This is a genomic window from Rhizobium rhododendri (assembly GCF_007000325.2).
Classification (GTDB): domain Bacteria; phylum Pseudomonadota; class Alphaproteobacteria; order Rhizobiales; family Rhizobiaceae; genus Rhizobium; species Rhizobium rhododendri.
In genome coordinates, this window is record NZ_CP117267.1 from 2,318,142 (window position 1) to 2,331,184 (window position 13,043).

A 13,043-nucleotide genomic window follows, 5' to 3' on the forward strand; every position below is an offset into this window, starting at 1 on the left:
ACTTGCGACGCGCAGCGACCTGCGGGATGACAGGGAAGGATTGGCGATGAAAATCGTTTGTATCGGCGGCGGCCCGGCCGGGCTTTATTTCGGGCTGCTGATGAAGAAGCTGCATCCCGGCCATTCCATCCGCATCGTCGAGCGCAACAAGCCCTATGACACCTTCGGCTGGGGCGTGGTGTTTTCCGACGCAACAATGGAATCCATGAAGGTCTGGGATCCGGAGAGTGCGGCCGAGATACAGGATGCCTTCAATCACTGGGACGATATCGAAGTCTGGTTCAAGGGCACGAAACAGCGCACCTCCGGCCACGGTTTCGTCGGCATCGGTCGCAAGAAGCTGCTCAATATCCTGCAGCGCCGTTGCGAGGCGCTCGGCGTGGAGCTGATCTTCGAAACCGACGCCACCTCTGACCTCGATTACCCCGATGCCGACCTCGTCATCGGCTCTGACGGGCTCAACTCCAAGATCCGCAACCATTATCCCGAGATCTTCCAGCCCGACATGATCACCCGGCCGAACCGTTACATCTGGCTCGGCACCAACAAGCTGTTCGATGCCTTCACCTTTGATTTCCGCAAGACGGATCACGGCTGGTTCCAGGCACACATCTACAAGTTCGACGAGCAGACCTCGACCTTCATCATCGAGACGACGGAAGAGGCCTACCGCGCACACGGTCTCGACACCATGGAGCAGCAGGCCTCGATCGACTTCTGCCAGGACCTGTTTGCAGAAGCGCTGGACGGCGCGCCGCTGATGACCAATGCCCGCCACATGCGCGGCAGCGCCTGGCTAAATTTCAACCGGCTGATCTGCGGCAAGTGGAGCCATTTCAACGGCAATTCGCACGTCGTTCTGATGGGCGATGCCGCCCACACGGCGCATTTCGCCATCGGCTCCGGCACAAAGCTTGCCATCGACGACGCCATCGAGCTCGCCCGCCAGTTCGAGATCCACGAGCACAGCGCCGACAAGATCCCGGCCGTTCTGCATGCCTACGAGGAGATCCGCCGGGTCGACGTCGCCCGCATCCAGAACGCCGCGCGCAATGCGATGGAATGGTTCGAAGTGGTCGGCACCCGCTATGCCGACGCGCTGGAGCCGGAACAGTTCATGTATTCGATGCTGACCCGCTCGCAGCGTATCAGCCACGAGAACCTGCGGCTGCGCGACAGGCACTGGCTGGAGGGCTATGAGCGCTGGTTTGCCGAGAAATCAGGCCTGACGGTTGGCAATGGCCGCTGCCTGCCGCCGATGTTCACGCCCTTCACCCTGCGCGGCGTCACCCTGCCGAACCGCCTCGTCGTCTCTCCGATGGCGATGTATTCTGCAAAGAACGGCTTGATCAATGACTTTCACATGGTTCATCTCGGCGCCCGCGCTCTGGGTGGCGCCGGGCTGATCTTTGCAGAAATGACCTGCGTCTCGCCGGATGCGCGCATCACGCCCGGCTGCCTCGGTCTCTGGAACGAGGAACAGGCCACCGGCTGGCGCCGAGTCGTCGATTTCATCCACGGCAATGGCGATGCCAAGGTCGGGATCCAGATCGGCCATGCCGGCCGCAAGGGTTCGACCAAGCTCGCCTGGGACGGCATCGACCAGCCGCTCACCGATGGCAACTGGCCGCTGATCTCGGCCTCTGCCATTCCCTACCTGAAGAACAGCCAGGTGCCGAAGGCGATGGACCGCGTCGACATGGACCGCGTCAAGGCCGACCACGTCCGCTCGGTGGAGCTTGCCGTCACCACCGGCGCCGATTGGCTGGAGCTGCACTGCGCCCACGGCTACCTGCTGTCGAGCTTCCTGTCGCCACTGACCAACCAGCGCACCGACGACTACGGCGGCAGCCACGAAAACCGCGCCCGCTACCCGCTGGAAATCTTTGCCGCCATCCGCGCCGTCTGGCCGGACGACAAGCCGATCTCCGTGCGCCTTTCCTGCAACGACTGGGCCGACGGCGGCAATACGCCTGAAGACGCAGCCATCTTTGCGCAGATGTTCAAGGATGCCGGCGCCGACCTGATCGATTGCTCCTCGGGACAGGTATCGAAGGAGGAAAAGCCGGTCTATGGCCGCCTGTTCCAGACGCCGTTTTCCGACAAGATCCGCAACGAGATCGGCATCCCGACGATCGCCGTCGGCGCCATCTCGGAGGCCGATCATGCCAATTCCATCATCTCGGCTGGTCGCGCCGATCTCTGCGCCATTGCCCGGCCGCATCTTGCCGATGCCGCCTGGTCATTGCATGAGGCCGCAAAAATCGGCATCACTTCCATTCCCTGGCCAAAACAGTACCAGTCGGCCAAATCGCAGTATGAAAACAATCTCGCCCGTGCGGTTCCCGCCGCGCCGGCCAAGTGAGAGCCTGACATGACCCATTCGGGCAGACTTGGCGGCCGCCACGCGCTCGTCACCGGAGCCGGAAGCGGCATCGGTGCGGCGATTGCCCGTGCTCTGTCCGCCGAGGGCGCCAACGTCACGCTGGCCGGGCGGCGGCTGGAGCCATTGCAGGCGCTGGCCTCCCAACTGGGCGTGGCGACCTTCGTTGCGGACGGCTTCGACGTCACCAGCGCAGACGCCATCGCCGCAGGCTTTGCAGCCGCGAAGGCTAAATTCGGTCCGATCGATATCCTGGTCAACAATGCCGGCGAGGCACCGAGCGCGCCTTTCGAAAAGACCAGCCTCGAGATGTGGTCGCGGGTCATCGCCGTCGATCTCACCGGCGTCTTCCTGGTGACGCAGGCCGCGATGTCAGATTTGCGCGCCCACGGGCAAGGTGCCCGCATCATCAACATCGCCTCCACGGCCGGCCTCACCGGCTATGGCTATATTTCTGCCTACACCGCCGCCAAGCACGGCGTGGTCGGGCTCACCCGGTCGCTGGCGGTCGAGCTCGCTCGGACCGGCATCACCGTCAACGCCGTCTGCCCCGGCTTCACGGATACGCCGATCCTCGAGCAGTCAATCGACAGGATCGTCGAGAAGACCGGCCGAACGCGCGAACAGGCGAAGGCGGAATTTACCAGATCCAATCCGCAGGGGCGGCTGGTGAGACCCGAGGAAGTGGCCGACACCGTGATATGGCTGGCCTTGCCCAGTAGTGCCTCTATCAACGGCCAGGCAATAGCCGTCGCCGGCGGGGAGGTTCTGACAGGATGAGCGAGCGCGACATGACGATGCGGGGCCATCTGCGCCCTTTCAGGGACTATCGGCCGAGGACCTTCCTCTGGGATGTCAGCGAAGACGGACGGGTGGCATTGCTGCGGCTGAACCGCCCGGAACGCAAGAACCCGCTGACATTCGACAGCTATGCCGAGCTGCGTGATCTCTTTCGCGACCTCGCCTATGCCTCCGACGTCAGAACCATCGTCATCACAGGTGCCGGCGGCAATTTCTCATCAGGCGGCGACGTGTTCGAGATCATCGAGCCGTTGACACGCATGGCCATGCCCGAGCTGCTGGCCTTCACACGCATGACCGGCGATCTCGTCAAGGCGATGCGCAAATGCCCGCAGCAGATCGTCGCCGCCGTCGATGGCATCTGCGCAGGTGCCGGCGCCATCCTCGCCATGGCCTCCGACCTGCGCGTGGCGACGCCGGAGGCCAAGACCGCCTTCCTGTTTTCCCGCGTTGGGCTTGCCGGCGCCGACATGGGTGCCTGCGGAATGCTGCCGCGCATCATCGGCCAGGGCCGTGCCGCCGAATTGCTCTATACCGGCCGCTACATGTCCTCGGCCGAAGGCCATGCCTGGGGCTTCTACAATGCCCTGCATGCAAGCGCGGATCTCGAAGCCGAGGCCACAAAGCTTGCCCGCTCGATCGCCGATGGCCCTTGGTTTGCGCATGGCATGACCAAGACCATGCTGAACCAAGAATGGGCGATGGGCATCGACGAAATGATCGATGCGGAAGCCCAGGCCCAGGCGATCTGCATGGCGACACAGGATTTCCGCCGCGCATTCGAGGCCTTCGCCGAAAAGCGCCGGCCGGAATTCAAGGGAGACTAGGCGATGCAGCCGGTAGCCACCCTGAAAGGACCGACCCGCGACCATCTCGACTGGCCGTTCTTCGACGCCCGTCATCGGCAGTTCGCCGAACGGCTCGATGCCTTCGCCGCATCGACACCGATGGCTGCCATCGATCACAGCGATGTCGACGGCGCCTGCCGCAAGCTGGTACGCGCACTTGGCGATGCCGGCCTGCTGGAAGCCGCCGTCGGTGCGCCCGACGACCCGACGCCGATCGATTCCCGCAGCGTCTGCCTCGCCCGCGAAACGCTCGCCTGGCACGATGGACTGGCCGATTTCGCCTTCGCCATGCAAGGCCTCGGCACCGGCGCTATCGGCCTGTCCGGCTCCGGGGAATTGCGGTCGGCCGTATTACCGAAAGTCCGCTCCGGCGAATGGCTTGCTGCCTTCGCTTTGTCGGAAAAGGATGCCGGCTCCGATGTCGCGGCCATGAGCTGTGCCGCCCGCCTGGAGGGCGACCACTACATTCTCGATGACGAGAAGACCTGGATTTCCAACGGTGGCATCGCCGATGTCTACACCGTTTTTGCCCGTACCGGCGAAGCACCGGGCACGCGCGGTATCTCTGCCTTCGTGGTCTTTGCGGACGACCCCGGCTTTTCCGTCACCGAACGTATCGAGGTGATCGCGCCCCATCCGCTGGCAACGATCCGCTTCGATGCCTGCCGCATCCCGGCATCGCGACGCTTGGGCTCACCCGGCGAGGGCTTCAAGATCGCCATGCGCACCCTCGATATCTTCCGTGCCTCGGTGGCAGCCGCCGCCCTCGGCTTTGCGCGCCGGGCCTTGGATGAAACGCTCGTTCATGTCCAGGAGCGCCCGATGTTCGGCGCCAGGCTTGCCGACCTCCAGTTGACGCAGGCAGCGCTCGGCGATATGGCGACCGGCATCGACGCAGCGGCTCTTCTCACCTACCGCGCCGCCTGGCGCCGCGACGTGCAGCAGCTGCCGACGACCCGCGAGGCGGCGATGGCCAAGATGACGGCAACGGAGACAGCGCAAGTCGTAATAGATCGCGCCGTCCAGCTGTTTGGCGGGCGCGGCGTGAAAACGGGCGAGATAACCGAGAAACTCTACCGCGAGATCCGCGCGCTGCGCATCTACGAAGGTGCGACCGAAGTGCAGAAGCTGATCGTCGCGCGCGAACTGCTGAAATCAAAGTGATGGGAGAGAAACCAATGGCGCATAGCCGCGAGATATTCGACTGGGCCGACCCTTTCCGTCTGCAGGACCAGCTGACCGACGACGAGCGCATGGTCCACGACACCGCACGTGCCTATGCGCAGGACAAGCTGGCGCCGCGTGTGCTGGAAGCATTTCGCCATGAAAAGACAGACCCGGCGATCTTCCGCGAAATGGGCGAACTCGGCCTGCTCGGCCCGACCATCGCACCCGAATATGGCGGCTCCGGCCTCGGCTATGTCGCCTACGGCCTGATCGCCCGCGAGGTCGAGCGCGTCGATAGCGGCTATCGCTCGATGATGTCGGTACAGTCCTCGCTGGTGATGGTGCCGATCGATGCTTTTGGCTCGGAAGCGCAGAAGCAGAAGTACTTGCCGAAGCTTGCCACCGGCGAGTGGATCGGCTGCTTCGGCCTGACGGAACCGAACCACGGCTCCGACCCCGGCTCGATGGCCACCCGCGCCAAGAAGGTCGACGGCGGCTACCAGCTGACCGGGTCGAAGATCTGGATTTCCAATTCGCCGATTGCCGACGTCTTCGTCGTCTGGGGCAAGACCGAGGACGGCGTCATCAGGGGCTTCATCCTCGAAAAGGGATGGAAGGGCCTGACGGCACCGGCCATTCACGGCAAGGTCGGCCTGCGCGCCTCGATCACCGGCGAAATCGTCATGGACAACGTCTTCGTGCCGGAAGAAAACCTGCTGCCCAACGTCACCGGCCTCAAGGGCCCGTTCACCTGCCTGAACTCGGCCCGCTATGGCATCGCCTGGGGCACGCTCGGGGCTGCCGAGGATTGCTACGCCAGGGCACGCCAATACGTCCTCGACCGGCATCAGTTCGGCCGGCCGCTCGCCGCCAACCAGCTGATCCAGAAGAAACTCGCGGACATGACGACCGAGATCGCACTTGGCCTGCAAGGTTGCCTGCGGCTCGGCCGGATGAAGGAGGAAGGCCACCCGCCGGTAGAGCTGACGTCGATCCTGAAGCGCAACTCCTGCGGCAAGGCGCTCGATATCGCCCGCAACGCACGTGATATGCTCGGCGGCAACGGCATTTCCGACGAGTTCGGCATCATCCGCCACATGGTCAACCTCGAAGTGGTCAACACCTATGAAGGCACCCACGATATCCATGCCCTGATCCTCGGCCGTGCCATCACCGGCATTGCCGCCTTCGCGAACTGAGGCTGTCGTGGCATTCAAGACGACAAGACCGTTGCGCTTCGGCGATTGCGATCCCTCCGGGATTGCATATTTCCCGTCCTACCTGAACATCCTTGTCGGTGTTCTCGAGGACTATTTCGCTACGCTCGGTTTTCCCTGGAAGACGATGATCGATGAGCGGCGGATCGGCGTGCCGACCGTCCGCCTGGACCTGACCTTCTCGTCTCCCGGCTTTCAGGGCGACGAACTGGAATTCGCCGTGATCGTCCGCCGCATTGGCCGCGCCTCCCTCGATCTCGAGCATCAGGTTTCGGCCAGGGGCAAGATCCTCTGGACCGCCACCCACCGCGTCGTTGCCACGCACCTCGACACACAGCAATCGCTTGCCTGGCCGGACGACATCAGGGCCGCGCTGGAACACCATCTGGAGAAGACCGATGCACACGATCCTGCAGCCTGAGGGCTGGGCCAAGCCGATCGGATACGCCAACGGTGTCGCCGCGACTGGTCGCACGGTATTCGTCGGCGGCCAGATCGGCTGGAATGCCGCTTGCGAGTTCGAAAGCGACGATTTCGTCGATCAGGTTCGCCAGACGCTTTCCAACATCGTCGCCATCCTCGCCGAAGGCGGTGCCGGGCCGCAGCACATCACGTCGATGACCTGGTATTTCACGGACAAGGCCGAATACCTCGCCAACCTCAAGGGCGTTGGCCAAGCCTATCGCGACGTCATCGGCCGGCATTTTCCGGCGATGGCTGCAGTGCAGGTCGTCGGCCTCGTCGAGGACCGCGCCAAGATAGAGATCCAGGCCACTGCCGTCGTTCCGGAATAGGAGAGCGGCGATGTCGGTAACGACCTTTTCGGAGAGCGTCTCGGGCGAGACGTCGGACGGCGTACTGGTTGTCACCCTCGACAATCCGCCCGTCAACGCGATGTCGAGCCACGTGCGCGCTGGCATCATGGCAGCGCTGGATCACGCAGCGGCGGCGGCGTCGATTGTCGGCATCGTCATCACCGGTGCCGGTCGCACGTTCGTCGGCGGCGCCGATATCAGGGAGTTCGGCAAGCCATCGATCGAGCCCCATCTGCCAGATCTCATCAACCGCATCGAAGCCTTTGAAAAGCCTGTCGTTGCAGCCGTCAATGGCGCGGCGCTGGGCGGCGGTTGCGAAATCGCTCTTGCCTGCCACGCCCGGATCGCTAACCCAAGCGCCAGTTTCGGACTGCCGGAAGTCAAACTCGGCCTTGTGCCCGGCGCCGGCGGTACCCAGCGTCTTCCAAGGCTCATCGGCACGGTTGCCGCTATTGACCTGATCGGAACCGGGCGGGCGGTCAAGGCTGCGGAAGCAGCATCGCTCGGTCTTGCCGATGCCACCGATGCCGACGAGCGGTCAGCGGCGATTGCCATGGTCCAAAGGCTTGCCGGAACTCCGCTACGGCGCACCGGTCAACTGGCCGTACCGCAACAGAATATCGCAGCGGTAGAGGCTGCAGCGGCGAAGGTCGTCGGAAAATCTCGCGGCCAGACAGCGCCCGTCGAAGCCGTGCGGCTTGTCAGGCTCGCCACCTACGCAACCCTTGCCGATGGCCTGTCGGACGAACGGACGACATTCCTTGGCTTGCGGGACTCCGAGCAATCGGCAGCCCTCCGCCATGTCTTCTTCGCCGAGCGCGCCGCCGGCAAGGTCGATGGGCTCGCAGGCATAGCGCCCCGCAGCATCGAGACCGTCGGGATCGTCGGCACCGGCCTCATGGGTTCCGGCATTGCGGTGGCGACGCTTGGCGCCGGCTTCCGGGTCGTCGCCGTAGAGCAGACCGAAGACGCCGCTGACAAAGGTCGCGAGCGCATCGCAGCCACGCTGCAAAAGGCGGTGCAGACCGGCCGTCTCGACACCGACGGCCTTGCCGATCAGCTCGGCCGCCTGACCGTCACCAGCGACATGACGGCCCTCGCCGATGCAGATCTGGTCATCGAGGCTGTGTTCGACGACATGGCGGTCAAGACGGCGCTGTTCCAGCGGCTCGACGGCATCGTCCGCGCAGATGCCATCCTTGCCACCAACACCAGTTATCTCGATCCCGACGCCATTGCCGCAGAAACGCTTCATCCCCGTCGAATCCTCGGCCTGCACTTCTTCTCCCCCGCCAATATCATGCGGCTGGTGGAAGTGGTGAATTGCGCGGAGACGGCACCGGATGCGCTGGCCTGTGCCCTGGCCTTTGCCAAGCGGCTCGGCAAGCTGCCGGTCGTCTGTGGCGTCACCGAAGGTTTCATCGGCAACAGCGTCTTTTCCGCCTACCGCCGGGAGGCCGAGTTCATGCTCGAGGATGGCGCGCTGCCCCACGAGATCGACGCAGCGCTCGAAGCTTACGGCTTCCCCATGGGGCTCTTTGCCGTCTACGACATGGCAGGCCTCGAAATCGCCTGGGCCCGCCGCAAGCGTCAGGCGGCAACGCGCAATGCGGATGAGCGCTACGTCCCCATTGCCGACCGGCTTTGCGAGGCTGGCCGATTTGGCCAGAAATCCGGACGCGGCTGGTATGCCTACCCGGACGGCACGCGGACTGTCGATCCCGAAGTGACAGCGTTGATCGAGCGGGTGCGGGCCGAAAAAGGCATCACCCCGCGCAGTTTTTCGTCGGACGAAATCGTCGCAAGGCTATTGCGGGCGATGGCCGACGAAGGCAAGGCCTTGCTCGAACGTGGTATTGCCGCCCGCCCGGGCGACATCGATCTGGTGATGATCAACGGCTACGGCTTCCCGCCTCACAAGGGCGGTCCGATGTTTGCCGCCGGCAAGCGCTGAAGCCCCTCAGGCCGCGTGCATCAGCGTGAACAGTTCCTGCGCCCGCTTGACGCCCCGCAACGCGTAGCGGCCGACGGAGACGAGATCGTTGCGCTGCGAGACCTCTGCCGCTGCAACGAAGTTCGACGACATGAGCACATCGCGGTCGACGGAATGGCACATCGAGGCGATGCGGCTGACCTCGTTCACCGCCGGCCCGATGACGGTGAAATCAAGCCGGTCTTGGCTGCCGATATTTCCGTAGAACACCTCGCCGATATGCAGGCCGAGATAGATCTCCGTCACCGGCCTGCCCTCGACCTGCCGCTGGGCATTGAGATTGCGCAAACGCTCCCGCAGCAGCGATTCTGCCTTGAGGGCCGCCGCACAGGCATCGCGTTCGTCACGCGCCTTGAAGATCGCCAGCGTGCCGTCGCCGATCAGCTTCAGCACGTTGCCGCCTGCCTCGTGGATCGACGAAATGACGGCGTCGGCGTAGTCGTTGAGCATCGGGATGATCTCGTCGGGCTCCGCCGTATCCGAGATGCGCGTATAGTTGGCGAGATCTGAAAACCAAAGGGCCGCCGAGATGCGCTCCGTCTTGCCGCGCGTGATCTTGCCACCGAGCACATGCTGCGCCGCGTCTTCGCCGAGATAGACCTCGGCGATCGTACGGGCAATCCGGTCGAGCGCGGTGCACTTGATCGCCAGCGCGAGCGCAGGCACCAGCCGGCGCAGCGTGGCGATGTCGTCGTCCAGGAAACCATCCTTGTCGGCAGTGGCGAAATGCGCAAAGAAACAGTCCATGTCGCCGATTGTACCGGCATCCTCGAATGGGTGGGCAAAGGCGATGAAGTCCGTAACGCCCGCCTCCTTCAAGACATCCAGCGTGTAAAAATCGACAGGATCGCCAAAGCCTATTCGGCGGCGAACTTCCGATGTCATGGTTTCCTGCAGATAGTAAAACGCCGATTTCAGCCAGTTTTCCGCAGCGATACCCTGGTTGGTGGAGCCATATTCGAACACAGGCTCGATGACCTCGGTGCTGTCCCAGCGAAACACGCGACCTTCGTAGACCGGATGCAACGTGTCCATCAGCGCCATGCCGCGACTAAGTTGCAGCCCGCTTCGGCGACAGGCCTCGCAGAAGCCGCTCAAAAGATCGATTTCAGTCGCGCCCTTCAGACCTCGCTGCATCAGCCATGCGGTAATATCTGCGATGTCTTTCTCATGCATGGATTGGTGTCCCCGAGGCTTGAAAGCTTGGTCTATTCCCAATTGGCCGCACGGAAAAGGCGAACAAGCAAAAAAGATTGGTCACCTATGTATTTTCGACGCGCCACTTCTAGCTCCCGGCCGTTGATTGATACGAAGGCGTCCCCCATCTCAAGTCATGGTTTTGCTGCATCGCAGTCAAGCTGTGCCAAGAGGTTTTGAAAAGGATCCCCTGATGTCCGGCCAAAAGCAAATGAAGCTCGGCGCTTTCATGCGTCCTGTCAGCCTGCACACCGGCGCCTGGCGCTACCCCGGAGCCTATCCGGATGCCAATTTCAACTTCAGGCACATCAAGAGTTTTGCCCGGAAACTCGAAGCTGCCAAGTTCGACGCTTTCTTCATGGCCGATCATCTGGCCGTCCTCAACATGCCCATCGAGGCCCTGAAGCGCAGCCATACGGTGACCTCCTTCGAGCCGTTCACGCTGCTCTCGGCGCTGGCTGCGGTCACCGAGAAGATCGGCCTGGTCGCCACCGCCTCCACCACCTTCGAGCAGCCCTATCATATCGCCCGGCGCTTCGCCTCGCTCGACCACATCAGCGACGGACGCGCCGGCTGGAACATCGTCACCACGTCCAACCCCGATGCCGCCCTCAACTTCGGCCTCGAAGATCATGTCGAGCACGACGAGCGCTATCGCCGGGCGCGCGAATTCTATGACGTCGTCACCGGCCTCTGGGACAGCTTTGCCGACGACGCCTTCATCCGCGACACCGAAACCGGCATCTTTTTCGACCCGGACAAGATGCACGTGCTCGACCACAAGGGCGAAAGCCTGTCGGTGCGCGGCCCGCTCAACATTGCCCGTACACCGCAGGGCTGGCCGGTCATCGTCCAGGCCGGCCAGTCCGAGCCCGGCAAGCAGCTGGCAGCCGAGACCGCCGAGGTGGTGTTTGCAGCGCCCCGCGATCTCAAGACCGCAAAGTCGCTCTATGCCGATATCAAGGGCCGCATGCCTCGCGTCGGTCGCAACCCGGACCACCTTAAAATCCTGCCGGCGGCATTTGTCGTCGTCGGCGACAGCGTCGAGGAGGCGCGCGCCAAGCGGGCCCGCCTCGACAGCCTGGTGCATTACGACAGCGCCATCGCCTCGCTGTCGATCTCGCTCGGCCACGACGCCTCGAAGTTCGACCCCGACGCCCCTCTGCCGCAAATACCCGAAACCAACGCCAGCAAGAGCGGCCGCGAACAAGCGATCCGTATGGCCCAGCAGGAAAACCTGACCGTCCGCCAGCTTGCCCAGCGGCTGGGCGGCTACGGCGGACTGGCCTTCGTCGGCACGCCCGAGACCATTGCCGACGAAATGGAAACATGGCTGTCGGAAGAGGGCTCGGACGGCTTCAACGTGGTCTTCCCCTTCCTGCCGCAGGGCCTCGACGATGTCGCCGACCGCCTGGTGCCGGAGTTGCAGCGGCGCGGCCTTTTCCGCAAGGAATACGAAGGCACCACGCTGCGCGACCATCTCGGCCTGCCACGCCCGGAAAATCGTTTCTTTCCGGCTGTTTCGGAAGCCGCGGAGTGACAGAGTTGCGGAAATCGGCAAAAAGAGTGCGATCCCTCCGAGAGCAGCACCGATGAGCCATCTGTCACACTTCGACTACGCCACAGCATCCGATGAGGCCCGTGCCGAGCATGACCGCGAGGTACTCCTTCGCGGCCGGATGACCAACATGAAGCGGACGCTGCTGCATTCGCCTGTGGCCCACCGCATCTATGCTGAATGGTTTACCCTCCGCGAAGAGCTGCGCCCCGATCTCGACGACCGCGCCGTATGGCTCTTCTGCCAGGCAATCGCCATCGAGTGCCGCTCCATCATCCCCGTCGGCTTTTTCCGTCGCGCGCTGATCAATGCCGGCCTGAAACCCGAGACGATAGAGCCAAGCCCAGACGAGGCCACGCTGATCGCCTTCGGCAAGGCAATGGTCGCGGATTCGAACGCCATTCCTGACGAGATCTGGGCGCGCCTCAAAGCCCGCTACGATGAGCCGACGCTGGTCAACCTCGTGGCCTTCGGGGGCATCATGATCGCTACGGCGATCTTCAACAACACGGTCAAGATCGACATCGATCCCGAACTTGGCCCCTTTCTTGAAGGTTTCGTGATGCCGCCCCGCTAATGGGCCTAGCCAACCACCACCGTTGAAAATTCGGGGTTGCCGCGGATGGTGTTGCTGACGGTGCAGATCTCGCCTTCGGCGGCGTGAGCGATGGCGTTACGGGTTTTGTCGTCGAAGTCGCCCTTAATGGTGAAGACGATGTGGAACGTCTCGACGCGCGACACGCCCGAGGCTGCCTTCTGTCCGGTTACCTCGGCCGTCACTTCGGACAGCTTGTCCAGCACGCCCATCTGTCCTGCGGCCATGCGGGCGCTGAGCACGAGGCAGGCGGACAGCGATGCGTAGAGCAGGTCGAGCGGGTTGAAGCCGACCTGCGACGGCGCCGTCACCACGTTGATCTCGCCGCCGGTAACCGACGTCACCTGCGGAAAGCCGGTGCGGCCGAGCACGGCCCTAGCGCCCGTCTGCCGTTCCTTGCCCTTCAACTCAACCATGTCGAAAACCCCTGCCTGCAATTTACCTGTCGATGCGAAACAGATAGGCATTT

12 protein-coding genes are annotated in these 13,043 nt (G+C 63.3%); 10 read left to right on the forward strand and 2 right to left on the reverse strand.

Annotated features, from left to right (window positions below):
* Positions 1-46 precede the first annotated feature (46 nt).
* Genes PR018_RS11295 through PR018_RS11330 form a run of 8 tightly spaced genes read left to right on the forward strand, consistent with a single transcriptional unit; the run spans position 47 to position 9,185 of the window.
* A complete protein-coding gene (locus tag PR018_RS11295) occupies positions 47-2,365 on the forward strand; it encodes a bifunctional salicylyl-CoA 5-hydroxylase/oxidoreductase (RefSeq protein ID WP_142830770.1) in 2,319 nt (772 codons plus the stop codon).
* Between the two features lie 9 nt (positions 2,366-2,374).
* A complete protein-coding gene (locus PR018_RS11300) occupies positions 2,375-3,163 on the forward strand; it encodes an SDR family NAD(P)-dependent oxidoreductase (protein ID WP_142830768.1) in 789 nt (262 codons plus the stop codon).
* Positions 3,160-4,011, forward strand: a complete 852-nt coding sequence (locus tag PR018_RS11305) for an enoyl-CoA hydratase family protein (RefSeq protein WP_142830766.1) — start codon at positions 3,160-3,162, stop codon at positions 4,009-4,011. Before PR018_RS11300 ends, PR018_RS11305 begins: the two co-directional genes overlap by 4 nt.
* 3 nt (positions 4,012-4,014) lie before the next feature.
* Positions 4,015-5,196, forward strand: coding sequence for an acyl-CoA dehydrogenase family protein (locus PR018_RS11310; protein WP_142830764.1), 1,182 nt, complete (start codon positions 4,015-4,017; stop codon positions 5,194-5,196).
* Positions 5,197-5,210: 14 nt separating this feature from the next.
* Positions 5,211-6,398: an acyl-CoA dehydrogenase gene (locus PR018_RS11315; RefSeq protein ID WP_111222448.1), complete on the forward strand. Its 1,188-nt coding sequence runs from the start codon at positions 5,211-5,213 to the stop codon at positions 6,396-6,398.
* 7 nt (positions 6,399-6,405) lie between these two features.
* A complete protein-coding gene (locus PR018_RS11320; protein ID WP_142830763.1) occupies positions 6,406-6,837 on the forward strand; it encodes an acyl-CoA thioesterase in 432 nt (143 codons plus the stop codon).
* Positions 6,815-7,210: a RidA family protein gene (locus PR018_RS11325; protein WP_111222446.1), complete on the forward strand. Its 396-nt coding sequence runs from the start codon at positions 6,815-6,817 to the stop codon at positions 7,208-7,210. The genes PR018_RS11320 and PR018_RS11325 overlap by 23 nt, the downstream gene beginning before the upstream one ends.
* A 10-nt stretch (positions 7,211-7,220) precedes the next feature.
* Positions 7,221-9,185 carry a 3-hydroxyacyl-CoA dehydrogenase NAD-binding domain-containing protein gene (locus PR018_RS11330; protein WP_142830761.1) on the forward strand — a complete coding sequence of 655 codons (1,965 nt, stop codon included), beginning with the start codon at positions 7,221-7,223 and terminating at the stop codon, positions 9,183-9,185.
* Between the two features lie 6 nt (positions 9,186-9,191).
* On the opposite strand, the gene PR018_RS11335 is transcribed toward PR018_RS11330, so the two are convergent.
* On the reverse strand, positions 9,192-10,400 hold the full coding sequence (locus PR018_RS11335; RefSeq protein WP_142830759.1) for an adenylate/guanylate cyclase domain-containing protein: 1,209 nt from the start codon (positions 10,398-10,400) through the stop codon (positions 9,192-9,194).
* A 214-nt stretch (positions 10,401-10,614) separates the two neighbouring features.
* Between PR018_RS11335 and PR018_RS11340 the strand changes: the two genes are divergently transcribed.
* Positions 10,615-11,961 carry an LLM class flavin-dependent oxidoreductase gene (locus tag PR018_RS11340; RefSeq protein WP_142830757.1) on the forward strand — a complete coding sequence of 449 codons (1,347 nt, stop codon included), beginning with the start codon at positions 10,615-10,617 and terminating at the stop codon, positions 11,959-11,961.
* Positions 11,962-12,013: 52 nt separating this feature from the next.
* A complete protein-coding gene (locus PR018_RS11345; protein WP_142830755.1) occupies positions 12,014-12,556 on the forward strand; it encodes a carboxymuconolactone decarboxylase family protein in 543 nt (180 codons plus the stop codon).
* A gap of 5 nt (positions 12,557-12,561) precedes the next feature.
* Here the strand turns inward: PR018_RS11345 and PR018_RS11350 are convergent, their stop codons facing one another.
* Positions 12,562-12,990 carry an OsmC family protein gene (locus PR018_RS11350; protein WP_142830753.1) on the reverse strand — a complete coding sequence of 143 codons (429 nt, stop codon included), beginning with the start codon at positions 12,988-12,990 and terminating at the stop codon, positions 12,562-12,564.
* Positions 12,991-13,043: the final 53 nt, after the last annotated feature.

Excerpts from the sequence above, each read along its gene's own strand:
- PR018_RS11295 (WP_142830770.1), top strand. The coding sequence starts at position 47 with ATGAAAATCGTTTGTATCGGCGGCGGCCCGGCCGGGCTTTATTTCGGG.
- PR018_RS11350 (WP_142830753.1), bottom strand. The coding sequence starts at position 12,990 with ATGGTTGAGTTGAAGGGCAAGGAACGGCAGACGGGCGCTAGGGCCGTG.
- PR018_RS11340 (WP_142830757.1), top strand. The coding sequence starts at position 10,615 with ATGTCCGGCCAAAAGCAAATGAAGCTCGGCGCTTTCATGCGTCCTGTC.
- PR018_RS11345 (WP_142830755.1), top strand. The coding sequence starts at position 12,014 with ATGAGCCATCTGTCACACTTCGACTACGCCACAGCATCCGATGAGGCC.
- PR018_RS11315 (WP_111222448.1), top strand. The coding sequence starts at position 5,211 with ATGGCGCATAGCCGCGAGATATTCGACTGGGCCGACCCTTTCCGTCTG.
- PR018_RS11300 (WP_142830768.1), top strand. The coding sequence starts at position 2,375 with ATGACCCATTCGGGCAGACTTGGCGGCCGCCACGCGCTCGTCACCGGA.
- PR018_RS11325 (WP_111222446.1), top strand. The coding sequence starts at position 6,815 with ATGCACACGATCCTGCAGCCTGAGGGCTGGGCCAAGCCGATCGGATAC.
- PR018_RS11330 (WP_142830761.1), top strand. The coding sequence starts at position 7,221 with ATGTCGGTAACGACCTTTTCGGAGAGCGTCTCGGGCGAGACGTCGGAC.
- PR018_RS11335 (WP_142830759.1), bottom strand. The coding sequence starts at position 10,400 with ATGCATGAGAAAGACATCGCAGATATTACCGCATGGCTGATGCAGCGA.
- PR018_RS11310 (WP_142830764.1), top strand. The coding sequence starts at position 4,015 with ATGCAGCCGGTAGCCACCCTGAAAGGACCGACCCGCGACCATCTCGAC.
- PR018_RS11305 (WP_142830766.1), top strand. The coding sequence starts at position 3,160 with ATGAGCGAGCGCGACATGACGATGCGGGGCCATCTGCGCCCTTTCAGG.